The organism is Paenibacillus sp. Dod16 (assembly GCF_049893405.1).
In the GTDB taxonomy this organism is placed as follows: Bacteria; Bacillota; Bacilli; order Paenibacillales; family Paenibacillaceae; genus Paenibacillus_AQ.
Window position 1 is genome coordinate 276,309 of record NZ_JBNDYG010000003.1, and the last position, 26,096, is coordinate 302,404.

The following is a 26,096-nucleotide window of genomic DNA, read 5'->3' on the forward strand; positions in this document are numbered from 1 at the left end:
TACATAATATATGCGTCTTACTTATAATACAAACACAAAGAGATTTCAAGTTATACCAACCCGCCTTGCGGCATGTGCTAGCCATGATCGCAGAGGGTATTGATCTTCTAACGAAGGGATGAATTGGATATGAATCGATTTACGATATATTTATTGGCGCTTGGGGTTTTTCTTACTGCCACCTCGGAACTGGTCGTCTCGGGTATTCTGTATGCGATCGCAGACGATCTTCATATTTCTTTGGCCTTTGCGGGCCAGCTGATTACCGCGTATTCGCTTGCTTTTGCGATCGGAACACCGTTTCTGGTGTCGCTCACCGCTCGGTTCAACCGTAAAAAAGTGCTGCTCGGCTCTCTTCTGCTGTTCATTGCCGGCAGTCTCGTTTCCTATTTCAGCACCGAAGTCTGGATGCTCATGGGCTCCCGCGTCATCCTGGGGGTAAGCTCAGGGGTGTATCTGGTAGCCGCAATGGGTACAGCAGCCAAGCTGGTACCCCCGGATAAGTTAGGCCGTGCCATCGGTACCATCGTGCTGGGTTTTAGCAGCGCCATGGTGCTGGGCGTTCCGATCAGTATATGGATCACGAATCTGCTGAACTGGCAATCGATCTTTCTGCTGCTGGCTCTGCTCAGTCTGCTGGTCGCCTTTGTCCTGATCAGACTCCTGCCGGATGTTGAAGGGGACGCTCCTGTTCCCTTTTACCAGCAATTCAAAGTGCTGGGGAGTGTCGTAATCGTGAGCGCGCTGCTGCTTACGTTCTTCCGGGAATCCGGCAACTCGGTACTGTTTACGTATGTTACGCCATTTATCCAGGATATTTTCCATATCGCGCCATCAGGAATCAGTATCATAATGCTTGGCTTTGGACTTTTTGGAGCGATCGGCTCGAGGCTCGGCGGATATGGGGTCGACCGGTTTGGCCCTGCGAAAGTGATTACGCTCAGCACGCTCATTCATATCGCGGTATTCTCGCTTCTTCCGCTGCTCGCCGGTAAATCGTTCATAGGACTTGTGCTGATGGGAATCATGGTGCTGTCCATGTTTGCGGCGGGTCCGGCCGTTCAGAGTTATTTTATCCAGCAAGCACCAGGCTCTTCTAATCTGATCCTCAGCTTAAACACCTCCATTGTCCATCTCGGGTTAGCCGCAGGCGCGGGCGCAGGAGGCTTCATGGTCAATACGACATCCACGCTTCAATATCATCCATGGCTCGGTGGATTCGTGCTCGCGCTTGGCCTGGCCGCAGGACTGGTCAGCTTCTCGGCCGGACGGAAGTCGCCGGTTACCATCCCGAAATCGGCCTGACCTCGCCTGCTCCATCATATGAAATTTGCCCAAGCCACCCTCACAAGGGTGGCTTGCATGCTGCTGGTTCCAAAAATGGGCTCACGTATGCTTGCCTATGGGAATACCGTATTTTATGGGTCAAACGCCTATTACATTATGAAGGGCAGGAATCACAGTGGCAGTCTCTTATATGGATTTCACCTCTCCATCTGTTCGCTATACTTATGATCTGAGAAACAATCAAACATTCAAGAAAGACAATCAGAATTTCATCTATTCTCTCTCCGTAAAAGAATTGAACACGCTCGGAAACGCCTCCCTGCTGGATATTCACCTCAGCACAGGCAATGTGGTGGAGCCGCATATCCACCAGAATGCATCCGAGCTGGTGTATGTCATTACCGGCGCAGCCATCGTCTCCATGGTGAATCCGTTCACGAAGGAGCTGCTGAACTTCAAGGTAACGCCCGGTCAAGTAGCCCTCGTACCCCAGGGCTGGTGGCATTATGAAATGGCGACGGTTGACAACACGCACCTGATCGCGGTCTTTGACGCACCGGTGCCTGAATTCATTGCAGGCTCCGATCTCTTGCGATTGACGCCAGCCAGCGTGTTCGCGCACACGTACTGCCTGGATGAAGACAAAGTCAAAGACACCCTGGCACCGATTACCGATACGGTTGTCATCGGTCCGCCCAAAAACTGCCCGCAGCAGGGGCAAGTGCAAGGGCAGATGAAGCATCAACAGCCTGCGTCGCATCATAATCAGCACTATTACCATCAAGAAACCTCTGGTAATCGGGACTATGAGCTTCTTCAGCAGCAGCAACAGCAATTCCAGCAACAGCAGCTGCAATTTCAGCAGCAACAACAGCAACAGCTGTTCCAGCAGCAATTTCAAGCCCAAGATCAACCCCAGCATGGAGCATATGCTGCTGAACCGCCGCTAACACCACCTCAATTACAAGAGCAATTCCGTTCGCAACAGCAATTACAAGAACAACAGCGTCAGCAATTACAAGAACAACAGCATCAGCAATTACAAGAACAGCAGCGTCAGCAGTTCATTCAACAGCAGCGTCAGCTGCCATTTTTGCAGCGCCAGTTAATTGGAAACGGCTGGGATCAATTCTGAGTAACCCTCTGGGATTATAGAACTTCGAAAGGAATACGCAGCATCGCTATTAGGCCAGTGATGCTGCGTATTTCTTTTTTTATATGGAAATATATTATTTAGGAAGACCGGATCCTCCCTTATTTCTAGCTTCCGGCTGGGGTATGGCATGATCGCTGAAGCGGCCATACAAGAAGAACTGGCAGAGGGGAAACTTCAAGCACGACCAATTCCGTCCTGGCTGCCCGAGCGCCGGATTTATGCCGATCGCCACCGCAATAAGCTGATCAGTCCGGCGCTGCGGATGTTCTGGAGAAACCTTTTGGACAATAATTATGTATGACAGCGGCGGATGGGATTCCAAACAAGCTTCCGATTTAATCAGGCGCTAATATTTCGTATTCTCCGAAAAACGGTTAGAATAGTAAGATACGGCATCTTTTCGAATGCCAATGTAAATCGAAGGAGGATCTATATTCATGAGCGTTGATTATAAAGCGTATTTCGCTGAACACCGCGAAACCCATCTGAATGAGCTGAAGGAATGGTTGTCCATTCCGAGCATTTCGGCCCTGTCCGAGCACAAAGACGATGTGGCAAAGGCTGCCGAGTGGCTCGCAGGCAAGCTGACCGAAGCAGGCCTTGAGCATGTGGAAGTGCATCAAACAGCAGGACATCCTATTATTACGGCAGACTATCTGCATGCCGAAGGCAAACCGACCGTTCTCATCTACGGTCACTATGACGTACAGCCCGTAGACCCGCTTCATCTGTGGGAAACCCCGCCCTTCGAGCCGGCTATCCGTAACGGCAAATTGTATGCACGCGGAGCAACGGACGACAAAGGCCAGCTCTTCCTGCATGTCAAAGCCGTCGAAGCTATTTTGAAGCAGGAGAAGGAGCTTCCGGTCAACATCAAGTTCTGCATTGAAGGCGAAGAAGAGGTGTCCAGCCCGAACCTCCCGCTCTATCTTGACAACAACAAGGACAAGCTGGCTGCGGACGCGATCGTGATCTCGGATACGTCCCTGCTCGCACCTGGCAAACCGGCCATCTCCACAGGCCTTCGCGGATTGTGCTCCCTGGAGTTGTCTCTGGAAACGGCCAATACCGACCTTCATTCCGGTACATATGGCGGCGGCGTACCGAACGCCCTGCATTCGATGGTGTCCTTACTCTCTTCGCTTCATGACGAGCAGGGCCGTGTCGCCGTAAAAGGCTTCTATGACGGGGTGCTGGAGTTGTCCCCGGAAATGCGCGAGGAATTTGCCAAGCAGGAATTCGACGAGGATAAGCTGAAGCAGGATCTCGGCCTCGATTCCCTGTATGGTGAGGAAGGCTTCTCCTTCGTTGAACGCGTGGGAGCGCGTCCGACCCTTGAGCTGAACGGCGTATACGGCGGATTCCAGGGTGAAGGCAGCAAGACGGTCATTCCGAAGGAAGCCCATGCCAAAATTACGTGCCGTCTGGTAGCAGACCAAGATCCGCAAGCGGTACTTGACGCAATTGAAGCCCACTTGCATGCCCACACTCCAGTCGGTTCGAAGATTACGTTTAAACCGAAGGAAAAAGCATTCGCTTTCAACATCGATCCGTCCCATCCAATGCTGCAAAAAGCCGCAGACGCGTTCGAGCATGTCTACGGCACGCGTGCCCTCTTTACGAAGGATGGCGGGTCCATCCCGATCGTGGAGAAGCTGTCCAGCACGCTGAACGCTCCTGCCGTCATGATGGGCTTTGGCTTGCCGGACGAGAATCTGCATGCCCCGAACGAGCATTTTAATTTGGAAAATTTCGATAAAGGCTTGCTGACGATCGTTGAGTATTTGAAGCTCGTGTAAACTTTTGACGCCAACAGTCCGAAGAGTAACATAACAATCTTAAAAAAAGAACGCGTATGGCGGGATAACCGAATCCCTGCCAACACGCGTTCTTTTGCTTTATGAAAAGCCCTTATGTCATCTGTATACCGCCGAATCGGCCTGCAGCTTCGTTTTACCGAAGAAATCGACCACGGGATGTCTTACAATACTGTTGGGATGCCGGAGCAAGTGGCTGCTATCACCAACAGACGGTTACTATCACCAAAACATGCGGATCCAAATACCAATTTACTGCTTTTATCACCAACACGAGCTGCTATCCCAAACAAGTGATCCATCACACAACTTGCAGCTACCATCACCAAACAAGCTAATCCATCCCTAACAGTCGGCGACTATCACCAACAGCGGCTACGATCACGAAAACATGCAGATCCAATTACCAATTTACTGCTTCTATCACCAACACGAACTGCTATCCCAAACAAGTGAATTCCATCACACAACTTGCAGCTGCCATCACCAAACAAGCTAAGCCATCCCTAACAGTCGGCGACTATCACCAACAGCGGCTACAATCACGAAAACATGCAGATCCAATTACCAATTACTGCTTCTATCACCAACACGAACTGCTATCCCAAACAAGTGAATTCCATCACACAACTTGCAACTACCATCACCAAACATGCTAATCCATCCCTAACAGTCGGCTTCTATCACCAAAACATACGGATCCATCCCTACAGTCGGCTTCTATCACTAACAGCGGCTACGATCACGAAAACATGCAGATCCAATTACCAATTTACTCTTCTATCACCAACTTGAGCTGCTATCCCAAACAAGTGAATTCCATCACACAACTTGCAGCTGCCATCACCAAACAAGCTAATCCATCACTAACAGTCGGCTGCCATCACCAAACAAGCGGCTTCCAACGGACTACAGATCCGTTATTCGCCATATTTCAGGCGATTATCTTATCCTAACGGACACCAAGTCCGTTATTTAACCTTTTTGCTGCTGAAAAACGGACTTTTTATGCAAATAACGGAACTCATGTCCGCAAGTATCAAAGTTTAGCTCTTATCAGAGCAAATAACGTATCCTGTGTCCGGTAAATCCCATTTGACTCATTTGGCACGTTTGCTACATTTATCCCCTTTGACACGTTTATCACGTTTATCCCCTTTGCCAAGTTTGTCATCAGTTTGTGCAGCCTGTTCACTTTACACGTTTGTCATCAGTTTGCGCAGTCGGTTCACTTTTACACTTTTGTCATCGAGGTTCGCGCAGCCGGTTCACTTTTACACTTTTGTCATCGAGGTTCGCGCAGCCGGTTCACTTATACGCGTGCCCCTAGCGACCATCAGAAGTAATTAGCACTGGTCTTTCTTCCACAAACTATGTTTTTGCGCGTATCAGCGCATAGGCATGAATAGCGGTGGGGATGTTAATACAATTGGATATCGGGTATTAAAAAAGAGAACTTCTGTACAACGCATAAGGAGGGAACGTATGAGAGCAGTCACATTTCAAGGCGCAAAAGACATTCAGGTCAAACATGTAGAGGATCCATCCATTCGGACCCAGGATGATATTATCGTCCGCATCACCTCTACAGCCATTTGCGGTTCCGATCTTCATATATACCTAGGAGCTATGCCCGCGGCTAAAGATTTCGTGATCGGCCATGAGCCCATGGGGATCGTAGAAGAGGTCGGTGCCAACGTAACCCGCGTGAAAAAAGGCGACCGCGTCGTTCTTCCGTTCAATGTTTCTTGCGGTCACTGCTACTATTGCAATCATGATATGGAGAGTCAATGCGACAATTCCAATCGCAACCCGGATGTCCATGCCGGAGGGTTCTTGGGTTACACCGAACGCTACGGCAACTACCCTGGCGGACAAGCTGAATATTTGCGCGTGCCGTACGGGAACTTTATGCCGTTTGTCATCCCTGAGTCATGCGAGCTGGAGGATGAAGCGCTTCTGTTTTTGTCTGATGTTCTTCCTACTGCCTATTGGAGCGTGGAGAATGCCGGCGTGAAGCCGGGCGATACCGTGACGGTGCTCGGCTGTGGACCGATCGGTCTGATGACCCAGAAATTCGCCTGGATGAAGGGGGCCAAACGGGTAATCGCTGTGGATCGTCTCCCTTACCGGCTGCAAAAAGCAAAGCGGATGAACAACGTGGAGATCTTCAATTTTGAAGACTATGATGATATGGGCGCATACATCCGCGAGATCACCAAGGGCGGCACGGATGTTGTGATCGACTGTGTTGGTATGGACGGCAAGAAGTCAACCATGGAAGCCATCGGTCAAAAGCTGAAGCTCCAGGGCGGAACGTTAAGCGCAATCGATATTGCCATCGATGCCGTTCGCAAATACGGCACGATTCAGCTGACCGGCGTATACGGTTCATTGTACAATATGTTCCCGCTCGGCCATATTTTTGAACGGAACATTACCCTTACCATGGGACAAGCCCCCGTCATCCATTATATGCCGGAGCTGTTCAAGAAGATCACCGCCGGGGAATTCGACCCAACCGAGATTGTATCCCACCGTCTTCCACTGGAGCAAGCAAGCGATGCCTATCGGATATTTAACGATCATGAAGAAGACTGCACCAAGGTGGTTCTGAAGCCGTAGCGTAATTCCTCAGCAAAAAGTTAAACCAAGCATCCCTGTCACAATCTTTTTCTTGGATAGCAGATGCTTGGTTTTTTTTGTGTCCCGGTTCATGGAATGTAGTGAGCAAAAAATTTTACCGAATGCGTGGTTGGACGCTTCGACATAACCTCACGTCTCAAGGGATACGCGTCGCCAACGGCTAACCATGCGCTGGTTGGGCTTGTCTATTCACTCGCTTTTCTAGGATTCACCCGAATGATCGTCCCGCATGGATCGGATATCCAGTAGCCCTGCGAGTTCTCGTAAACCTCCACCTCATCCCTGCGATCCACCTGGTGCTCTCTCAAATACGAAGCGGCCGTCTCGGGATGATCCGTAGTGACCTCTAACCAGACATCCTGCTGAGCATAGTGAGTCATGCAATCCAGCCATAGATTGTTCGGACCGTGCTGAAAGAGGTGTGAACCATCCTTGAAGCCCAAATAAGGCAGCTGCAACACCTCTTTGTAAAAATGCACGGTTTCCTCATACTTGTACTTCGGAATTTTAAGGGCAATATTGTTTCCGCCGACAAACCGAATATCCGTTGATGACATGAGTACAAACCTCCATCTGTTTTTTTATATCGTATCATGCTGTTGCATCAATAAATTCTTCTAGATTGCTATCCTGTCAATGATAGGCTAAGATGACCCCGGCATCGGTTTATACCAATTGGGTATATGCGTCTGGAATCCCTCATACCAGTTCAGTACCTCCTGAGCCTGATTCAGCATAACCCCCACTTCCTGCTCACCGAATGGAATCGCCCAGTGTATCGAGGAAATCTGATTACTCGCGATATAAAGCGCCATTAACCTGAAGAATGAATCCGGTACCTCTCCACCCTGGAAATATCCGTGAATACGACCGGAAGCAAACCACGGGCTAATCGCAGCATCCCACGTAATCCGGTTAAACTCCTCCCAAGGATCACCGGAATCCGCCCGGTTGAAATCGATGATGCCCAGCTCGCCTTCAGGCGTAACCACCATATTGCCGACATGATAATCTCCATGCTGAAAAGAACGGGGCCGCTCATCAAGCAAATATCGGTGCTCCTCCATATAACGAATGATGTTCTCAGCACCTGCGAGCCGGATACCGCAGCTCTCATAATTTTTGATGTACCTATCCATCTTGGAATTATAATAAACCGCCCACGTATCAAAGCCGCTCTCAGCCGGAATGCGATGCATCTTGCACAAATATTGGCCTGCCTGAACGCCCAGCCGGTACTGCTCCTCAGAATCCAGCAATGGAATGGCGTCCCTGGCATCTTCTCCCGAAACCCATGTGAACAGGGAAAACACTTGGCTGCCATCACGGCATACACCAAAATCAATCGGGCGGGACATACGCATTTCGATAGGATCCAGCTTTTTTACCGTTTCAAACTCCCATCGCTTCCTCTCGTATTGAGAGATGTCGGATAGCCGGAGGAGCCACTCCTTGCCTTGCGTATCCTGAACATAATATTTACGATCTGCCGACCAGCCCTTGTCAATCGCTTGAATGACAATCCATTCCTGAGCTCCCGGTATTTCACGAAACGTTTCCTGCATGCTGTCCCCCCCTAAACTCGATACCTTGCACGAGCTTTAAATCTCATACATTATAAATGAAGAAAGTTCTGTAGACCATCAGATCAATATTCGACTAACACTGGAATAAATAAATTCGTATCGCCCATAATCACTGACCGTAACTGTCAGGAATGGTGTAATATACTCGACTTGCAGCACACATCCTAAACCAAAGCGAGGGTTACACATGAACATGAGCTTAGAGGATTTTAAGACTGAATGGTTAAAAGAGGCGCATATCACCGAACAAGTCATGAACGCTTTAACCGACGAATCGCTCAAAACCGCTATGACGGAGCAGCATCGCACGCTCGGACAGCTGGCCTGGCATTTGGTGATGTCGATTCAGTACATGACCATGCTCGGTTTGCAGTTTAAGGGCCCGTACCGCGAGCAGGAAATCCCCAATTCGGCCGCCGAGATTCAGGACAGCTACCGCCGGATTCGGCATGCCTTTCTGGATGCGGTTCAGTCCCAGTGGAGCGAGGAGGATCTTCGCGCTACCCGCGAATTCGACGGAGAGCCATGGACAAATTCGGCATTCCTGCATTTCACCCTGGTTCATCAAGCGCATCACCGCGGACAGATGACGGTGCTGATGAGACAAGCCGGGCTGCGGATTCCCGAGCTCTACGGTCCGACCTACGATTCCTGGATCGACAAGGGCATGGACCCGCTCGTGTAGAAAAGATACAATCTACTTAAAAGTAAACATTCGGGATCATCCCGTCTGGAAGGAGCGCATCTAGATGTCCAAAGCGGATAATATGCTGTCGATCCTGTGGATGCTCCGCTCGGGCAAGAAGATGACCGCGCAGCAAATCGCCGATGAGCTGGAAATCCATGTCCGAACGGTGTACCGCTGCATCGATTCGTTATGCGCCAGCGGCGCGCCCATCATTGCCGATTCCGGGCCGAACGGCGGCTTTCGGATCCTCGGGCAGTTTACGGAATCCCCGCTGATGTTTGACGCCGAAGAGCAGAAGGCATTAGTGCACGCTTCGATCTTCGCCAAAGAAACCGGCTATCCGTATACGGACGCGCTGGAGCGGGCAATCGGCAAGCTGAAGCTTTATACAAATGAAGAGCAGCTTCATCAGATCGAACGGCATAGCAGCGGCATCTCGGTTCTGCAGCCTCCTGTCCATACCGGGCTTCAGCCGTTGCTGCAGACGCTGGAGAATGCCGCAGCGCAAGGACAAACCTTGAAGATGTCGTATTCAAAAGGCAGGGAGGGCGAGCGCGTTGTCCGAAACTTCGACCCCTACGGCATCATCCATTGGAAGGGTCAATGGTATGCTGCCGGCTTCTGCCATCTGCGCCAAGAGATTCGGAATTTTCGCGTGGATCGGATCATCGGGCTGGAGCTGACAGAACATGTATTTGAACGGCCCGCTGACTTTTCGGCCAAGGATGTACTGCTTGGCAGTCTTCTGCCCGATTCAGGCAGCCGTGAACCGCTGATCCATGTCGTCATCCAAGGCCATGAGCATGTTCTGAATGAATTAAGCCAGCATTGGTTATTTGGACATACTCTTGTGAAGCGCCGTGATGGAGAAGCTCATTTCCAGCTGGATACGTCTTCGCTGATGTCCTATGTCCCCTATTTTCTTCTCCCTTACGGCAAAGCTTTAACCATTCTGGAGCCCACATCTCTCGTGCTCAAACTGTCAGAGATCACGACAAGCATGGCGCTCCATTACGAACGCATGTTAAGCGACATGACCAAAAAGGAAGGGTGAACCCGATGGAGAAGTTCGCGATGTACGGAAAGCTGATTGCCCATCCCGGTAAACGGGATGAACTTGCGGAGATCCTGCTCGAAGCAGCAGCGATGCTTAGCGATAACGAAGACTGTGAACTCTATATCGTCAACGTTTCGGACAGCGATCCGAATGCCGTATGGGTCACGGAATTGTGGAGCAGCCAAGACGCGCATGCCGCTTCGTTGCAGGGAGCCGATACGTCCGAGCTGCTGCAGCGCGGGCGCCCGCTGATCGCCGGCGCAGAGCCGCTCAAGCTTAAGCCGCTTGGAGGAAAAGGTTTTTAGGCAAACCTGATCAGAAGAAAAGAGGCTATCCCCGAATCGATTTCAGGGACAGCCTCTTTTTTGCTATATATTGTTCCGATATTCCGAGGGGCTGTAACCAACCTCTTTACGAAACGTTTTCGAGAAATAGTTCGCTGATTCAAAGCCGGTGGCGTCCGCAATTTCTTTGATGCTCAGTGGGGTCGTTCTTAGCATGAGCTTGGCCTGCTCCATCCGCTTGAGGCTTAGATATTTCTGCGGCGTGATCCCAAAATGCCGTTTGAAGTACTTAATAAAATAATTCGGATGCAAATGCAGCGTCCCCGCCATCTGCTCCAGCGTAATTTCTTCATGCAGGTGATTCTTAATGTACTGCTGCACTTTGTGGAGCCTGCCCATATCTTCCATTTTGTCCGTATGAATCTGCGGCTGCTGGTGCTCGAACACGCGGGACAGGATGTCCAGCATCACCGACTTTTCCTTTAACCGCGCAGCTATGGTACCGGTACGGTGCGCTTCCACCAGCTGCTGGAATAATGACGGAATCTCCGCATTGCCCGATAAATCATAACAATATGGAACGTTCAACCAGGAAAACACGTCGGAATCGCCTACGGTCGCCGAGAAGTGCGACCAGTATTTAAGATAGGGACGGCCGCTAATGACGGAGTAAGATTGCCTGGTCCGTGCCGGCATCAGAACCAATTGACCCGGAACGGGATACAGCTCCTCATCGCCGATCTTCACCCATCCTTCCCCATCCAGGATAAAATAGAGCTTGTTGTAGGACACGGTGTAGTCGAATTCCTTCCACTCCGGCCAGCACTGCGTTCTTTCGGCCTCCCAGATCTGAACCTGCATGTTCAGGAGCATCTGCTGAATGGCTTCATGTTCATTTCGTTCATTCTTCATCTTCGATTATCCTCTAAAGTTATTATAATACCCGTCAGAGTTAAGTAATTATCTATTCATACTAACACATTCTTGTTAAAATCAAACTCGACAATTCCAAGAATCGGAGGTTTGAATCCATGACAACGACTACCACTCCAACCAATCAAGTCATCCAAGATCGCAACCAGCGCGTGCAATGGTTCCAGAACGACCGCTTCGGCATGTTCATCCATTGGGGGCTCTACTCCATTCCGGCCAGAGGCGAATGGCTCCGAAGCACGGAACAGATGAGCATCGAAGACTACCAGACCTATTTCGATGAATTTGATCCCGTTGACTATAATCCTCGGGAGTGGGCCAGAGCGGCCAAGAAAGCAGGGATGAAATATGCGGTGCTGACGGCCAAGCACCATGACGGATTCTGTTTGTTCGACAGCAAGCTGACCGAATATAAATCAACGAATACCAAAGCCGGGCGGGACCTCGTGCAGGAGTTTCTGGAAGCATTCCGTGAAGAAGGCCTTAAAGTCGGCCTCTACTTCTCACTGATTGACTGGTACCATGAGGACTATCCGGCCTATGGAGACCGCATTCACCCGATGCGGGCGAACGAAGCCTTTAAGCGCGATCCGAAAAACTTCGACCGATACCTGGATTACATGCATGGGCAGGTTCGGGAGCTGCTGACAGGCTACGGCAAACTCGATATCATGTGGTTTGACTTCTCTTATGATAACATGCGCGGCGAGGTGTGGCGCGCCACCGAGTTGATGAAGATGATCCGCGAACTCCAGCCGCATATTCTTATCGATAACCGGCTTGAAGGCAGCGGCGAGAGCGGGGGCAGCATCTACACTACCGATCCTTCCGTTTACAGCGGAGATTTCGCTTCGCCTGAACAGATCATTCCGCCGCACGGCGTCGTGGATCAGACAGGTGCCCCGATCCCATGGGAAGCCTGCATCACGCTGAATAACAACTGGGGCTATGCAGCCGCTGACCGCAATTACAAATCGGCAACCACGATCATCCGCAAGCTGGTGGAATGCGTCAGCAAGAACGGCAACATGCTGCTGAATGTCGGACCCGACGCGAGGGGCGCCATTCCTAAGGAAAGCCTCGACGTGCTGGAGGAAATCGGTGACTGGATGAGCAAGAATGGCGACAGTATCTATGGCTGCGCGGCCGCCGATTATCAGAAGCCGGATTGGGGTCGGTACACCCAAAAAGGAAATACACTGTATGCCCACGTTTTTGAGGAGTCCATCGGACCGATCAATCTCATCGGCATGGCCGACAAGGTGAAGAAGGCCCGGCTGCTCGCGGACGGATATGAATTGTTCCTCAGCCGCCCATGGAGCGCCGCCGAATTCGTCGAAGACGCATTCGTGAACTTTGCGCGTCCTGAACATTTCACTTATCCGCTCCCCGACAAACGCAATACCGTCATTGAACTGGAGCTTCATGACGAATCGGATCGTTCATAGCGCCAAGCTGGCCTATACCCTGGCTTACATTCCTGAATAGAGCCTGGCACGATGTTTTGTTACATCGTGCCAGGCTCTTTTTTTATACCCAGAAGCTCCATCATCCCTGTAACCTCATGCAGCGTCCAAACTTAAAAAAACATATTGCAAGATAACTGTTTATACAATATACTAATTATCAATTAAACTGTTTATTATATATACAATTAAATTCAAGGAGTTGAACCTAACATGAGTAACCATGCTGTTGAGATTCGTCAATTGCGTAAAAGCTTTGGACATCAAACCGTCCTGGACGGGATCAACCTGAACGTGCCGGCAGGAAGCGTATTTGCCCTTCTCGGTCCCAACGGCGCCGGCAAAACCACCTTAATCAACATCCTATCGACCTTGGTGACACCCGATGCAGGCAGTGTGCGGATCAACGGATATGATCTCGGACAGGGCAAGCAGGATGTCCAGAAGTCCATTAGTCTGACCGGCCAGTTTGCTGCCGTCGACGAAGTATTGACCGCGGAAGAGAATCTGCGGATGATATGCAGGCTGTCGGGTTTATCCGCAGCGGAAGCACGCCTGCGAACCGCCGAACTGCTCGAACAATTCGCTCTCGTTGCTGCTGCAGCCAAGCGCGTGAAGACGTATTCGGGCGGAATGAAAAGACGGCTTGATCTTGCGATCAGCCTTACCGTGCCGCGTCCCGTTCTGTTTCTGGATGAACCGACCACGGGACTGGACACACGCAGCCGCCGTACCCTGTGGGATATCATCCTGCAATTGAAGAGTCAGGGCATCACCATACTGCTGACCACGCAGTATTTGGAGGAAGCCGATCAGCTTGCGGACCGGATTGCGGTCCTGGATAGCGGACGAATCGTTGCTGAGGGGAGCCCGGCTGAGCTGAAGACCCAGGTCGGAGGTGAAATGCTGGAGCTCCGCAACGTACACGACGAGGTGATTCACAGGATTCCGACAAACGGCAGCATTAGGGATGTCGCGCAGACGCTTCAAGAGTTGACTCGCCTGCTTCCTAGCGAGACGCGTGTAAGTCTTCACAGACCCAATATGGATGATGTATTCCTGTCGCTAACCGACAAGAAATTGGAGGAAATCGTATAATGAGAGCAACAGCTTCGAACTCAAAAACAACGTCTTTAGCGGTCACCCAAACCGTCTTTATCGGTCGCAGCTTACGTCACAGCATCCGAAACGCGGAAGCGATGATAACGGCGATGGTGCTGCCGATCATGTTGATGCTGCTGTTCACCTATGTATTTGGCGGCGCCCTCGATCCCAGCGGACAGTATGTTAACTACGTGGTTCCGGGGATCATCCTGCTATGCGCCGGCTTCGGATCGTCCAGCACGGCCGTCGACGTCTCCCAGGATATGACCAATGGCATCATTGACCGCTTCCGAACCATGCCCATCCAAAGCTTGAGTGTCATTACGGGACATGTAGTAGCCAGCCTTGCCCGGAACGTGCTGGCGACAGGCGTTGTTATCGCAGTGGCTCTGCTCGTTGGATTCAGACCTTCGGCCGGACTTCTGGATTGGATTCTCGCCATCGGTTTGATCGCGCTGTTCATCTTTGCCTTCACTTGGCTCTATGCCGCCATCGGCCTCGTTGCAGGCAGTCCGGCAGCCGCCGGCAGCTATGGATTCGCCCTGCTATTCCTCCCCTACCTCTCCAGTGCCTTCGTTCCTACCGAGACGATGCCGACATGGCTCCAAGGAATCGCAAGCTACCAGCCGATCACCCCGGTCATCGAGTCCATTCGCGGGTTGCTGACGGGTGGATCTGTCCAGGATCACATCGGCTGGGCAATAGGATGGTGTCTGTTCATCCTTGTCGCCTCTATGGTATGGGGCATGTGGACCTTTAAGAGAAAAGCTGGTCGACGTTAAATATGCTTTAAGCGCGGTAACCATTCAAGCATGCCCCGGACCACACACCGCATAGAGGGAGCAGTACTCACACTATAGTATTGCGTTTTTAAGAGCCTCATAAGGGACTTCGTCCTCCTTCCAGCGGCGGTCATGTCCGTCCGGAAACGTTATTTACCAACCAGACCATGGCCCCCGCATCAGGCTTAATCAACCAGCAAAAAACCGATCCTCATGCGAGGATCGGTTTTTTTACTCAGCTGCGGCACACTTTTTCTGCATGCTCTTACAGCATACTCTTACTGTGTACTTTCTTAATGCACTTTCTTTCTGTCTGTACTCTCTTACTCCACGCTCTTACAACCACGACCTGTAACTTTGACGAATATCATTACTTGTCCGACTGTCCGTTCTGTGTCTTGGCCTGAAGATAATGATCAATGCCGTCCAAAATGCGTTCTAACCCGAAATCAATGTCGTTGCCAATCGGATTCTCTTCCTGGTTCTCCTCCGTATAGACCCCCGACATCACAACCGGATGCAGAAATGGAAACCGATCCGGCGTTACAAGCTGTTTCAGTGCAGCCGTATAATCGAGTCCGCTAAATTGTTCCGGGGTGGATCCTGCCTGCACGGCACGGTCCAGATCCCGCTGCATCATGCCGCTTGATCTTGAATAATTGCTTAACAGGAGAATCAAAGACATCCGCTCATAATCATTTAACGGCATGTCTTTCATGAAACGCAGACCCCAGTCGATAAATCGCAGGTTATTCGGCGTAATGGGAATACCCATAATCGGAATGTCGCCGTACCAAGGGTGGTCCCGAAATACCTGCATCGTCGATTTGACGTAGATTCGCATATTCTCCCGCCAATCTGCGGAATCTTCCGGTGGAATGGGGATATCGCACACGGCGTCCTGCATCAGAAGCAGCAGGTCGTCCTTGCTGGAAATATACCGGTACAGGGACATGGCAGTAAAACCCAAAGCGGATGCGATCCGGTTCATGGAGACCGCCTGAAGCCCTTCCTTATCAGCGATGTCGATGGCCGTCTGCACAATCTGCGTCAGGCTCATCTCCCGTTTCGGTCCCCGCTGCGGCGGCTTTACCAATCCCCAGCTCAGAGCCGCCCCTCCGGGCAGCCTGGATCCAATATCCGGATCCATACTCTCATCTTTTGACATGATTTGTGTATCCTTTCTGCATTCTAGCTTCTGATGTCCATTGCTAATTGTTTATATTATAAACAGTATATCATATGCGTTGATTCTTATGTACAGAGTAAAATGTGAGCATACTTGCGAGGATACCAAACTTGACGCACCGTGCACTCATACATGTGACAATATGTTGACCAGCTTGCCGAACGGATCGCGGACAAAAAAGCGCCTTACTCCCCAAGGCTCATCAACGGGTCCATATTCAATGGAAAAGCCCGCTCGCCTCATCTCTTCCAGCACAGCCTCTATCTCATCCACTTCGATTGACAGATCCGGGACGGGCGTGCCGCCTCCTCCCTCGGAAGCAAAGCTGATCTGTATGCTCATCCTCTCCTGCGAGCCATAAGTGGCAATCCAGCCATGATCCATTAACATATCCAGACCCAGCACATCTTGATAAAACGTCTTGGCTGCGGCGACATCCTTCGCTGCGACATTCGCGACAATGCGTTTAACTCTCACTAGTCCTCCTCCATTCATCATGCTAAAGATATCATTGCATCTATGCTATACGCGCCCTCATGTAACTACACGACTAAGTATAACAAATCCTTCCAACAAAAAAAGCTGTTGAGATTGAACTCAACAGCTGATTCGTTAGCTCCCTGATGCGGTCGGCCTGATGATGATTTCATTCACATCGACTTCCGGCGGCTGCTCGATAGCATATACAATCGCTTGCGCAATCGAAGTCGCCGGAATGGATATTCTTCGATATTCCTTCATGACCTGTCTGGCCGTATCATCGGAGATACTGTCGGCCAGCTCCGACTCCGTTACCCCCGGCGATATTTGCGTGACCCGTATACCGCTGCCGACCTCCTGGCGCAGGCCCTCCGAGATTGCCCGAACCGCATGCTTGGTAGCACAATAAACGGCTGCGGTTGGCGATACTTCGTATGCCCCGATGGAAGCTATATTGATAAATTGACCAAAGCCCTGCTTCTGCATCACCGGCAGCCCTGCCGCAATGCCATGGAGGACGCCGCGGATGTTCACATCGATCATCCGGTTCCACTCGTCCACCTTCAAGGCCTCCAAGGGTGACAGAGGCATAACCCCAGCATTGTTGAGCATGACATCCACCCGCCCGAATCGGCTCACCGCCAAGTCGATGAAGGATTCCATTTGATCGAGATGAGCCACATTCAGCGATTGGTAAACAGCTGAGCCGCCTTCCCGATTCAATGCGGAAGCAAGCTTCTCCAGCCTGTCCGTCCTTCTCGCCCCAAGAACCACATGGGCACCGTGATGTGCCAGCAGCCGGGCTGCCGCTTCACCGATCCCGCTGCTTGCGCCTGTAATGGCCACGACTTTTCCTTTAACGTTAGACATACAGCTCTCCTCCTGATACCTGTTCTGTACTTCTAAGCCAAACCGTTCTCTTCTATCTCGCACGTTTAGTTTTCCCGAACCAATACCATCCCTGCATGATAGAGAACGCCGTCCCGAAAATCGCCGTCAGCCGTGAATCCGGTATCATCCACATATTCGATGTGATTGCCTTGAATGAAATAGCGTCCTTGATAAGCGCTTTTCCGCCGGCCCCGTGCTTCATCATAACGACCGTTTGGCAGCAATTCGTGGCGAATGTATCCGTCCTTGGTCACCCACATGCCTATATAGGGATGCTGAACCTCATTCGCTTTAAGAGCTGGATCCATTCCAATACCTCCTCATTACTCTTATCTGATCCTCTTGAGTTTCATGCATAACCGTCCTGCCTTCAACCATCGAGGATACTCTAATTATGCCTTCATGGAGTATTTATCCGGTAGCCGAATCCACCACGATTCTTGCCTATTCCTGCAAACCTTATTAAGATTAAAACAAATACCATCGGAGGAGGCTCAGCCGAACCGGGATGTTAGATCATGGAGGAAGCAATCTACAGAATGAACTTGCAGGATACATCGAAAAATACACGGGTACGGACGGTACCCATACTACGCCTATACCCAATCTATCTTTAATACGGGCAACCGACGGGACGGAATTGATCCACACCATTCACGAGCCCGCACTGTGCATCGTAGCTCAAGGCAGAAAATTAATCATGCTGGCACAAGAAAGCTATTTTTATGACTCGTACAGTTATCTTGTCGTCTCGCTGCAATTGCCCATATCCGGCCAAGTGATTCAGGCATCACCGGAGAGGCCCTACCTGTGCCTTAGACTGGATTTGGATCGACATCTGATCTTCGACCTCATTCCATCCTGCCCAGAGGCTCTTCCTAAGAAAACCGACTCCACAAAAGCCCTCTTTGTCAGCTCGATGAATCAGGCTCTCCTGGATGCTGTCGTCCGCCTCGTGCGCCTTCTGGATACGCCGGAGGATATTTCCGTCCTTGCTCCCCTGGTCACGAAGGAAATTGTTTATCGAATCCTTCAAGAGGAACAAGGCCAATCCCTGAAACAATTTGCCGTCAGCGGCAGTCATGCGCAGCGAATCGCGGCAGCGACCCAATTGATTGAGCGGGATTATAATCAGCCCCTTCACATCGCTGATCTGTCCGCTGCCGTCAATATGAGTCCTTCTTCGCTTCATCATCACTTTAAGGAAATCACCGCCATGAGCCCGCTGCAATATCAAAAACAAATCCGATTGCAAGAGGCGCGCCGACTTATGCTCTCAGAAACATCCGAAGCTGCGGATGCCGCCTTTCAGGTCGGCTATGAAAGTCCCACTCAGTTCAACAGGGAATATGCCCGCATGTTCGGTTTGCCTCCGATCCGGGATATCAAGCGTCTGCGCGAGTCATTGGACCGCGGCCCTAGGCAGGGCCATGCTTGATTTGACCAGACAGCTCAAGGGAACGATTTCGCCAAACACAAAAAAACGGCATGGCTGCCGTTTTTCTGCTTTGGGCATCCCATGCCCTGCATTCTGTGAATTTCCCTATCCCTTCGTTCCGCCTTGCAGCCCGAAGCCCTTGGACATGAACTGCTGGGAGAGAATATACATGATGATCGCCGGAATGGCGTACAGCACCGAGAAGGCGGCCAGGCTGCCGTAATCGACCATGCCATACTGCCCGAAGAACTGATAGAGCTTCAGGGAAGCCGGGAACTTCTCCGGCGACTGCAGCAGGATATACGGAACGAAGAAATTGCCCCAGCTGCCCGAGAAGGTAAATATCGCGACCGTACAAATACCCGGAACCATCAGCGGCGCCACCACCTTGCGCATTCCCGTAAACACCGAAGCGCCGTCCACCCAGGCGGCTTCCTCCAGATCGCTCGGCACGGAATCCATGAAATTCTTCATCATCCAAATCCCGTACGGCATGGACGACGCGACATAGAACAAGATGACACCCAAAATATTGTCATACAGCTTGAGCCCCAGGAACAGCTGGTACACAGGGACCATTACGGCCGTAATCGGCAGCGATGTCATAAACAGAATGGTCAGCATAAAGGGCTTTTTATATTTCATCTGATAACGGGATAGCGGATAAGCTGCGAGCAACGCCAGAAGGACAACCAATACGGCTTGGCCAAGCGACATCACCAGACCAATCAGATAAGCGCGCTGGTTCTCGCTGCTGGTCATCACCTCTACATAGTTTGCGCCGGTAACCTTGCTGGGCATCTTCAGCGATTGCATCGCATTCGGATCGACGGAAGCCACGAGCACCCAGAGCAGCGGCAGCACAAAGCAAATACCGATCCCCGTTAGGATCGCGTACGGCAGAATTCGATAGATTAATTTACGTTGTTTGGCATTCATATGATCTCACCTCTGGTTACTCTTTCATCGACCTGATATACAGCAGGCTTAACACAATCCCGATCAGCAGCAGCAGCAGCGAAATGGCGGTTCCATAGCCTAATTGATAGTTCACAAATGCCTGATTGTACATGAAGATCGGCAGGGTCGTCGTCGAATTGCCCGGACCGCCCCCGGTCATCGCATAGATGAGTCCGAACACCCCAAGCGTCTGCAGCGTAACCAGCATCATGTTGGTTGTAATGGTGCTTTTAATGTAGGGAATAATGATGTGCGTGAAGATTTTCCACTTGGAGGCTCCATCCACCACCGCCGCTTCCTCGATTTCGTTAGGCACATCATCCAGCGCTGCTTGAAATACCAGCATCGAGAAGGCGGTGCCGTGCCAAATGTTCGCAAGAATGATGGTCAGCATCGGTACGGTAAACAACCAGGTCACTTCCGAAAATCCAAAAAAAGTGATGATCGCATTCAGCGTGCCTTCATCCCCGAAGAAACTGTACAAGCAAAGAGCACATACAATCTCGGGCGTCACCCATCCTGCAAGCACAATCGTTCCAATCACTCGCCGAAACGTTTTGTTTCTCTGCTTCATCAGCAGCGCGATCAGAAATCCCAGCACCTGCTGCCCGATCACCGCCGAGCCGATGAGAAAAACCAGCGTGTTCCATATACTGAGATGAACCGTGGGGTCCTGGAACATCCGGGTATAGTTGTCAAGGCCGATAAACTTAAGCTCCCTCGCCGCTTCACCGGTTAACGCCAGGTTGGTGAAGGAATAGAAGAACGTTAATAGAATGGGATATATAAAAAACACGAGCATAATCGCGATTGAAGGAAGCAAAAAAAAGAGCCAGGTATACGTTTTTCTTCGTTTCGGGTAAACGTCTACGGACAGACTGCTCATGTATCGTTCTCCTTTTCGTGCAGATGATCTGAAACACCGCTTGCCCAAGCCTCCGCGATACATGGAGCGCTTGAGCAAGCCGGTTCTGTACGTATAGCCGATTATTTCTCCAAGATTTGATCCGCTCCGACAATGCGGGTGACGTCCTGCGCATATTTATTCATGGCATCTGCAGGAGATGTTCCGGTTGCTACGGATTCCACCATGGTCTGAATCTGCGTCGACACTTCCGGATACTTTTCCTGGGCCGGTCTAAACTCTGCGTTCTGCAGGTATTCGGTCGCGATTTCGTTAAACGGCATTTTCGTATATTCCGGATCCTTGGCAACATCGGCACGGACCGTGATATTCCCTGAGGACATGACAAGCTTCTGCGTATTTTCCTTGTTTAGCGCATACTTGATAAATTCCCAAGCCTCGTCTTTGTTCTTGGAGTTGCTTGGAATCGACAGCGCCCACCCTCCGGCTAGCGTAATCGATCCAGGGTCCTGCCCTTGGCTGGTCGGCATCGGCGCGAAGCCGAGCACATCTTTGTATTCAGGCCATGGCGCCGCGCCTGATTCCATATAGTTACCTGTGATCCAGGATCCATCCAGGGAAATCGCCAGCTTGCCTTGCGGCAGGTATTCGCGGGAAGCCGTGTTGCCTGCCTGACCATTCAATACTTTGGAGAGCGGGGGTCCAAGCTTCTCTTTATTGACCGTCTCCACAAAAGTCAGCGCATCCAGAATGCCCTGGCTTTTTGTAATCCATTTGCCGCTGGCATCGTCATACAGCCTTTCTCCAGTTCCGTAGAGCAGCATTTCATAGGTTTGCATGGAGGTAGCTTCGCCTGTAGCCTTGCCCATGTTCATCCAGATCGGCACAACGTCAGGCGCCTTCTCCTTGATCGTACGCGCAGCGCTTAAGACCTCCTCCCAGTTCTTAGGCTGCCAATCCTCCGGAAGACCTGCCTGTTTGAAAATGTCCTTGTTGTACCAGAGGCCCCTGGAATCCGTATTGTACGGTACGCCATAAACCTTGCCATCGCTGGCAGTAACCCCCTTCTTCATCGCTTCGATGAAGGAACCGTTGCCCCAGTCTTCCCATCCCGCCAATTTATCGTCAAGCGGTTCGAGATAACCTGCGCTTGCATCAGAATTCAGGATAAAGGTATCCTCTGTCACGATATCCGGCGCCGTATCCTTTGACTTGAGCGCCAAGGCCACCTTGGCAAAATAATCGCCTTCCGAGGCCTGAATCGGTGTCGGCTTAATCTCTACGCTTTTGTCAGGGTAGCTGGCCGAAACTTCCTTGAGCCATTTATAGAACGCTCCGTTCTCGCCGATCCCGTCATCCCGAAACGTTACAGTAATGATTTTCTTGGCCGTCTCTCCATCCTTTCCCGGCTCCGGATCGCCGGTATCGGCCGGCGCTCCCTTACCCCCGGTACAACCGAATAACAAAGAAACGCTTAATAAAGCCGTCGTTACTAGCCAAAAACCCCTCTTGCCTGACTTCATACTACTCCCTCCTTTTGGCTGCAGCACATTTGATATATTATCCAAATTCTGTATACGCTTACGAGAGCGTATATATAACTCTATTTTGAAAATAGTGGGGATATTCTGAACTTTTTTTCTCATAACGTGCGGCGTAGTGAACTAATTACCAGAAATAGAAAATATTAATATATAATTCAGAGTCTATTGATTGATTATAATTTTCTGCGTATTTAGGTCTTTACTTTTGCTGGAAATCCAATTATATTTGTATGTACAAACAATTAAATGAATATACTGGAACCAAACCAGTAATAACCTATGACATTGGAGGTTTACTATCCATGAGTGACCGCTTAATTTTTTTGTTGGCTTTATTCTCGGTAACCGGATCGGGACTCATAGCCGGGCTGTTCTTCGCTTTCTCGTCTTTTATAATGACAGCGCTAGCCCGAATTCCCAATGAACAGGGGATCCATGCCATGCAGTCCATCAATGCAACCATTCTCAATCCTTTGTTCGGCACATTGTTTACAGGCACTGCGTTAACCAGTATCGTGCTTGCGGTCGTATCCATCATGCGCTGGGGGGAACCCGGCTCGTTGTATTTGCTTGCCGCCAGCCTGCTCTATTTAGCGGGATTCATCGTAACGATGGCGTTCAACGTCCCGCTAAACGACGCACTGGCCGCTGTTGACCCAGGAAGCAGTGCCGGAGGTGAGGTATGGAACAACTACCTGAGACGCTGGGTGCCCTGGAATCATGTGCGAACCATCACTTCTTTAGGGGCGATGATCCTGTTTGTTTTTGCCTTACGGCATCTCCCTTAAGACGGGTTCACAAGAATGGGGCAACTATAATCCATCGCTCTTAAATGCCCGTTTATCCCTGCGCTGCTCTCTTCATTGGTGAACCACATTCATTTAAACTTTCTAACAGAAAACCCATACCAACTCTACCGATTCTTCATTAGATATACTATCAATCTAGTAAAGGCGGTGGAGAAATGGGGATTCTCACGATAGATCAGTGGAATCACACTTGCCAACTTGACACTTCAGCCAAGCCGCGTCGTAACATCGGATGGATTTCAAGCAATTGGAGCGGATACAGCCTCAAAGGAAAAAAAGGTGCTTACAAACAGATCTCCGCCAAATGGAATGTGCCGTTTGTTCGTCCAAGCCGTGCGGCGACCTATTCCTCAGCATGGATTGGAATTGACGGCTTCGGCAATAGCAATCTGATACAGACCGGAACAGGTCATGAATTCATAGACGGTAAGGCTTACTATTATGCATGGTGGGAGATCCTCCCGGCCTCGGTTACGATCATTCCGCTGCCGATTCAGCCGGGTGACCGGATGCATGCCAGCATCAGCAAGCGCAGCGGTTCGAACTGGTTGATCTGCCTTCGAAACGTAACCCGAAATTGGGCTTTTCGGACATTACAACGATACGATGGTCCGCAGACCTCGGCGGAATGGATCGTTGAAGCGCCACAGGTCAATGGGGCTCTTGCAACAATGGCACGATTATCTCCTGTCGTCTTCTCCTGCTGCCGGGTCAATGGGAAAAGTCCAAAGCTGACTGCTGATAACGGTGGCATCATGCTCCAGAATTTAAAGGTTACCTCCATTCCTTCTAATCCGAACCATGCAGGGGACGGTTTCATTGTCAAAAGCGTTCGTCAATAAGGGGCTTGACCTTCACGCAGCGTAAAGGATTATCCTCAACATTATACGAAGCAGCTATTGCTTTCGATAAGAGGAGGAAATCAGTATGCAATTGATCGCCATCGATACACTAACCCATCAACAACAAGCTCTGGAATCTGAGCCTGAGCTGCGGATCACCGCATATGAGCAGCTCGTGAATAAGCCGCTTCAGCCGTTTATGGACACGATACGCAAGCGTATGCCTCAAGGACAGGACGATTACGATATGACGCAGCTGCTGGGATTATTTCGCTCGGCAGATCATCCTGAGGAGGCGCTCCAGGCTTTGTCTCGCTTGGAACAAGCGATTTCCTGGAGCCGATGCAAGGAAGCCGTGATGAAGGCATATGCCGCATTAAAGCCGGAAGCTCACGGCATTGAGCTGGGAGATTTGCTCTTCACTCTGGCGCTGGGTGATCATGAGCGGTTCGGCCCGCATCCCGGATATACAGGTTCAGGGGGGACGCCGGGACAAATCATGGTGGTTGTGTGGCCGAACGATTATAACCTGCCAAGGCTGGCAGCCATTACGGCACATGAATTCCATCATAACGTGAGGCTCTCTTATGAGCCATGGAGTGCCGAGACAACGGTCGCTCAATACCTAGTGCTGGAAGGACTCGCTGAAGCTTTTGCCGCCGAAATGTACGGCGAAGATCACTTGGGACCCTGGGTTCATGCCCTGAACGAAGATCAGCACAGCGAGCTTCTGCCACGTTACAGGGAAGCTCTGCAGGTAACCGGATTCAATGAGATACGAGGTTACATGTTCGGGGATTTGGAAGGGGATCTTTACGGCTTTACGAAAATGGGCATTCCACCCTATGCGGGGTATTCCATCAGCTACCGGATCGTAACCGATTATTTAAGACAGAGCGGTAAATCCGCGGTCGAGGCGACTTATATTCCCTGGAGGGAAATCATTGCGAATTCCCTTATTTTTAGGGAATAACAACCCAAAGCCCATAACCAACAACAGCCGCTGCACGCCGGAAAACTCCGGCAAGCAGCGGCTGTTTTTTTATCATGATTCGTAAACCGGTTTTCCCTTGAACAGGACGGCCCGGCGGCGTGACCGTCTGGCAACGGCTTCGGCGGAACAGCTGGCTTCTACGATCACCGCGTCCGCCGCATCCCCGACGTTAGGCCAGGCATAACGGCCGTCCTGGTCTAACGGCGTCACCCCTCCCGTAATAAACCCGAGAGCCTGTCCGAGCGAACGCTCATCGTACATATGGAAGCGTTCGGCCAGCGTGCCCGCTTTGTCCAGATTATCCCCTTTGCCGAACGGGGACCAATGGTCCATAATGCTGTCTTGCCCAAGCGAGATGTCTACGCCGCGGCGGTGCAGCTGCGGAATCGGAATGGTTCGGCCAAGCGGTACGGAAGAAGTGAGCGAAATGCCCAGATCCGCCAACCGAATCGCCACCTCATCCACTTCGCTTGGTGAGACGTCCGCGAAAGCCAGCGCATGGCTGAGCGTAACCCTCCCGTTCCAACCCGCCTCTTCCGTAAGGTCAGCTACACGCTTAAAGGTATTCAGCCCTACATGCGACGACTCATGCAGGTGCAGGTCAATGCCGGCGTTGGCTTCAACGGCGAGTTCCATCACGGTGTTCAGTGATTTTTCCATATTTTCATCCACCGTTGTGGGATCCAAACCACCAACAAGCGCTGCTCCGTTCCGGAGCGCATCCCTGACCAGAGAGACGGACTGGCTGCGAAGCAAGCCGTGCTGAGGAAATGCTACAATCTCGACAAAAGCTTTTTCCCTGTATCCTTCAACCGCCTGCAAGGTGGCCTCTAAATTTCTCAAGCCGACAACAGGATCCACATTGCAATGGGAGCGGATATGGGTAGACCCGTAGCGCAGCAGCAGATCCAGCAGTCCCTCCGCTCTTTCCTTGGCAGTAGGCAGCAGCTCCGGAAGCAGCCTCTCCTCCTCCTCGATTCGGCTGAAGATTCCGTGAGCCGGACGGCTCGGTGCCTTCCATGGGCCCCCATAATAGGTTTTGTCCAGGTGGATATGCATATCTCTAAATGATGGGAGCATTAGATCCCCCTGCATATCCCGTGTCGGCAGTAACGTATCAGGCAAAGCATCCGCAGGGCGGATCTCTGAGAAAGCCCCATTTTCTATTTTCACATGAAAGAGCCCCGTTTCGGTTCCGATCACAACATCATCCTCGTAGCGGTAACCTGTTTCCAGACGGACATTCAGCAGCCAATATGCAGTGCTCTGTTCGTTCAT

Annotated in this window: 25 protein-coding genes and 1 pseudogene; 15 read left to right on the plus strand and 11 right to left on the minus strand. The window is 51.0% G+C overall.

Annotation, left to right across the window (positions count from 1 at the left end):
• Nucleotides 1-129: 129 nt before the first annotated feature.
• The 5 genes and pseudogenes from ACPV3A_RS03275 (at nucleotide 130) to ACPV3A_RS03295 (ending at nucleotide 6,885) form a co-directional block, all read left to right on the plus strand.
• A complete protein-coding gene (locus ACPV3A_RS03275) occupies nucleotides 130-1,305 on the plus strand; it encodes an MFS transporter (protein ID WP_426198134.1) in 1,176 nt (391 codons plus the stop codon).
• A gap of 157 nt (nucleotides 1,306-1,462) precedes the next feature.
• A pseudogene (locus ACPV3A_RS03280) lies at nucleotides 1,463-1,994 on the plus strand (cupin domain-containing protein); the annotation flags it as partial.
• Between the two features lie 576 nt (nucleotides 1,995-2,570).
• On the plus strand, nucleotides 2,571-2,744 hold the full coding sequence (locus ACPV3A_RS03285; RefSeq protein WP_426198135.1) for a LysR substrate-binding domain-containing protein: 174 nt from the start codon (nucleotides 2,571-2,573) through the stop codon (nucleotides 2,742-2,744).
• A 136-nt stretch (nucleotides 2,745-2,880) separates the two neighbouring features.
• Nucleotides 2,881-4,242, plus strand: coding sequence for a dipeptidase (locus ACPV3A_RS03290; protein WP_426198136.1), 1,362 nt, complete (start codon nucleotides 2,881-2,883; stop codon nucleotides 4,240-4,242).
• A 1,503-nt stretch (nucleotides 4,243-5,745) separates the two neighbouring features.
• Nucleotides 5,746-6,885 (plus strand): zinc-dependent alcohol dehydrogenase, encoded by a 1,140-nt coding sequence (locus ACPV3A_RS03295; protein WP_194543994.1) that lies wholly within the window; start codon nucleotides 5,746-5,748, stop codon nucleotides 6,883-6,885.
• Between the two features lie 206 nt (nucleotides 6,886-7,091).
• Here ACPV3A_RS03295 and ACPV3A_RS03300 read toward each other — a convergent pair whose 3' ends face one another.
• Nucleotides 7,092-7,463, minus strand: a complete 372-nt coding sequence (locus tag ACPV3A_RS03300) for a hypothetical protein (protein ID WP_194543995.1) — start codon at nucleotides 7,461-7,463, stop codon at nucleotides 7,092-7,094.
• Between the two features lie 87 nt (nucleotides 7,464-7,550).
• Nucleotides 7,551-8,471, minus strand: a complete 921-nt coding sequence (locus tag ACPV3A_RS03305) for an aminoglycoside phosphotransferase family protein (protein ID WP_426198137.1) — start codon at nucleotides 8,469-8,471, stop codon at nucleotides 7,551-7,553.
• Nucleotides 8,472-8,679: 208 nt separating this feature from the next.
• On the opposite strand from ACPV3A_RS03305, the gene ACPV3A_RS03310 reads away from it, so the two are divergent.
• The 3 genes from ACPV3A_RS03310 to ACPV3A_RS03320 all read left to right on the plus strand — a co-directional run bounded on the left by ACPV3A_RS03310 (nucleotide 8,680) and on the right by ACPV3A_RS03320 (nucleotide 10,542).
• Nucleotides 8,680-9,177, plus strand: coding sequence for a DinB family protein (locus tag ACPV3A_RS03310; RefSeq protein ID WP_426198138.1), 498 nt, complete (start codon nucleotides 8,680-8,682; stop codon nucleotides 9,175-9,177).
• 64 nt (nucleotides 9,178-9,241) lie between these two features.
• Nucleotides 9,242-10,234, plus strand: a complete 993-nt coding sequence (locus ACPV3A_RS03315) for a helix-turn-helix transcriptional regulator (protein WP_426198139.1) — start codon at nucleotides 9,242-9,244, stop codon at nucleotides 10,232-10,234.
• 5 nt (nucleotides 10,235-10,239) lie between these two features.
• Complete coding sequence (locus tag ACPV3A_RS03320; protein ID WP_071223237.1) at nucleotides 10,240-10,542, plus strand: putative quinol monooxygenase; 303 nt, start codon at nucleotides 10,240-10,242, stop codon at nucleotides 10,540-10,542.
• Nucleotides 10,543-10,605: 63 nt separating this feature from the next.
• Here ACPV3A_RS03320 and ACPV3A_RS03325 read toward each other — a convergent pair whose 3' ends face one another.
• Complete coding sequence (locus tag ACPV3A_RS03325) at nucleotides 10,606-11,433, minus strand: AraC family transcriptional regulator (protein WP_216530313.1); 828 nt, start codon at nucleotides 11,431-11,433, stop codon at nucleotides 10,606-10,608.
• Between the two features lie 119 nt (nucleotides 11,434-11,552).
• On the opposite strand from ACPV3A_RS03325, the gene ACPV3A_RS03330 reads away from it, so the two are divergent.
• The 3 genes from ACPV3A_RS03330 (at nucleotide 11,553) to ACPV3A_RS03340 (ending at nucleotide 14,806) form a co-directional block, all read left to right on the plus strand.
• Nucleotides 11,553-12,902, plus strand: coding sequence for an alpha-L-fucosidase (locus ACPV3A_RS03330; protein WP_426198140.1), 1,350 nt, complete (start codon nucleotides 11,553-11,555; stop codon nucleotides 12,900-12,902).
• A gap of 231 nt (nucleotides 12,903-13,133) precedes the next feature.
• Nucleotides 13,134-14,018, plus strand: a complete 885-nt coding sequence (locus ACPV3A_RS03335) for an ATP-binding cassette domain-containing protein (protein ID WP_426198141.1) — start codon at nucleotides 13,134-13,136, stop codon at nucleotides 14,016-14,018.
• Nucleotides 14,018-14,806: an ABC transporter permease gene (locus ACPV3A_RS03340; RefSeq protein WP_426198142.1), complete on the plus strand. Its 789-nt coding sequence runs from the start codon at nucleotides 14,018-14,020 to the stop codon at nucleotides 14,804-14,806. The genes ACPV3A_RS03335 and ACPV3A_RS03340 overlap by 1 nt, the downstream gene beginning before the upstream one ends.
• 370 nt (nucleotides 14,807-15,176) lie before the next feature.
• Here the strand turns inward: ACPV3A_RS03340 and ACPV3A_RS03345 are convergent, their stop codons facing one another.
• The 4 genes from ACPV3A_RS03345 to ACPV3A_RS03360 form a co-directional block, all read right to left on the minus strand.
• Nucleotides 15,177-15,974: a TetR/AcrR family transcriptional regulator gene (locus ACPV3A_RS03345; RefSeq protein WP_426198143.1), complete on the minus strand. Its 798-nt coding sequence runs from the start codon at nucleotides 15,972-15,974 to the stop codon at nucleotides 15,177-15,179.
• A gap of 147 nt (nucleotides 15,975-16,121) precedes the next feature.
• Nucleotides 16,122-16,472 (minus strand): VOC family protein, encoded by a 351-nt coding sequence (locus ACPV3A_RS03350; protein WP_426198144.1) that lies wholly within the window; start codon nucleotides 16,470-16,472, stop codon nucleotides 16,122-16,124.
• A gap of 135 nt (nucleotides 16,473-16,607) precedes the next feature.
• Nucleotides 16,608-17,345, minus strand: coding sequence for an SDR family oxidoreductase (locus ACPV3A_RS03355; protein WP_426198145.1), 738 nt, complete (start codon nucleotides 17,343-17,345; stop codon nucleotides 16,608-16,610).
• Between the two features lie 65 nt (nucleotides 17,346-17,410).
• Entirely contained in the window at nucleotides 17,411-17,674 is a 264-nt protein-coding gene (locus ACPV3A_RS03360; RefSeq protein WP_426198146.1) for an Atu4866 domain-containing protein, read from the minus strand.
• Between the two features lie 200 nt (nucleotides 17,675-17,874).
• Here ACPV3A_RS03360 and ACPV3A_RS03365 point away from each other — a divergent pair, with 200 nt between their 5' ends.
• Nucleotides 17,875-18,804, plus strand: a complete 930-nt coding sequence (locus ACPV3A_RS03365) for an AraC family transcriptional regulator N-terminal domain-containing protein (RefSeq protein WP_426198147.1) — start codon at nucleotides 17,875-17,877, stop codon at nucleotides 18,802-18,804.
• A 105-nt stretch (nucleotides 18,805-18,909) separates the two neighbouring features.
• On the opposite strand, the gene ACPV3A_RS03370 is transcribed toward ACPV3A_RS03365, so the two are convergent.
• The 3 genes from ACPV3A_RS03370 to ACPV3A_RS03380 all read right to left on the minus strand — a co-directional run bounded on the left by ACPV3A_RS03370 (nucleotide 18,910) and on the right by ACPV3A_RS03380 (nucleotide 22,152).
• Entirely contained in the window at nucleotides 18,910-19,743 is an 834-nt protein-coding gene (locus ACPV3A_RS03370) for a carbohydrate ABC transporter permease (protein ID WP_098748258.1), read from the minus strand.
• 16 nt (nucleotides 19,744-19,759) lie between these two features.
• Complete coding sequence (locus ACPV3A_RS03375; RefSeq protein WP_426198148.1) at nucleotides 19,760-20,650, minus strand: carbohydrate ABC transporter permease; 891 nt, start codon at nucleotides 20,648-20,650, stop codon at nucleotides 19,760-19,762.
• A 101-nt stretch (nucleotides 20,651-20,751) separates the two neighbouring features.
• Nucleotides 20,752-22,152 (minus strand): ABC transporter substrate-binding protein, encoded by a 1,401-nt coding sequence (locus ACPV3A_RS03380; protein ID WP_426198149.1) that lies wholly within the window; start codon nucleotides 22,150-22,152, stop codon nucleotides 20,752-20,754.
• Nucleotides 22,153-22,475: 323 nt separating this feature from the next.
• Between ACPV3A_RS03380 and ACPV3A_RS03385 the strand changes: the two genes are divergently transcribed.
• From ACPV3A_RS03385 to ACPV3A_RS03395, 3 genes are all read left to right on the plus strand, one after another.
• The gene (locus ACPV3A_RS03385) at nucleotides 22,476-22,961 is read left to right on the plus strand and encodes a DUF1772 domain-containing protein (RefSeq protein ID WP_426198150.1); all 486 of its coding nucleotides are present in this window, start codon (nucleotides 22,476-22,478) and stop codon (nucleotides 22,959-22,961) included.
• Nucleotides 22,962-23,137: 176 nt separating this feature from the next.
• Complete coding sequence (locus tag ACPV3A_RS03390) at nucleotides 23,138-23,824, plus strand: G1 family glutamic endopeptidase (RefSeq protein ID WP_426198151.1); 687 nt, start codon at nucleotides 23,138-23,140, stop codon at nucleotides 23,822-23,824.
• Nucleotides 23,825-23,909: 85 nt separating this feature from the next.
• Nucleotides 23,910-24,797 (plus strand): DUF2268 domain-containing protein, encoded by an 888-nt coding sequence (locus ACPV3A_RS03395; protein WP_426198152.1) that lies wholly within the window; start codon nucleotides 23,910-23,912, stop codon nucleotides 24,795-24,797.
• 72 nt (nucleotides 24,798-24,869) lie between these two features.
• Here ACPV3A_RS03395 and ACPV3A_RS03400 read toward each other — a convergent pair whose 3' ends face one another.
• On the minus strand, nucleotides 24,870-26,096 hold the full coding sequence (locus ACPV3A_RS03400) for an amidohydrolase (protein ID WP_426198153.1): 1,227 nt from the start codon (nucleotides 26,094-26,096) through the stop codon (nucleotides 24,870-24,872).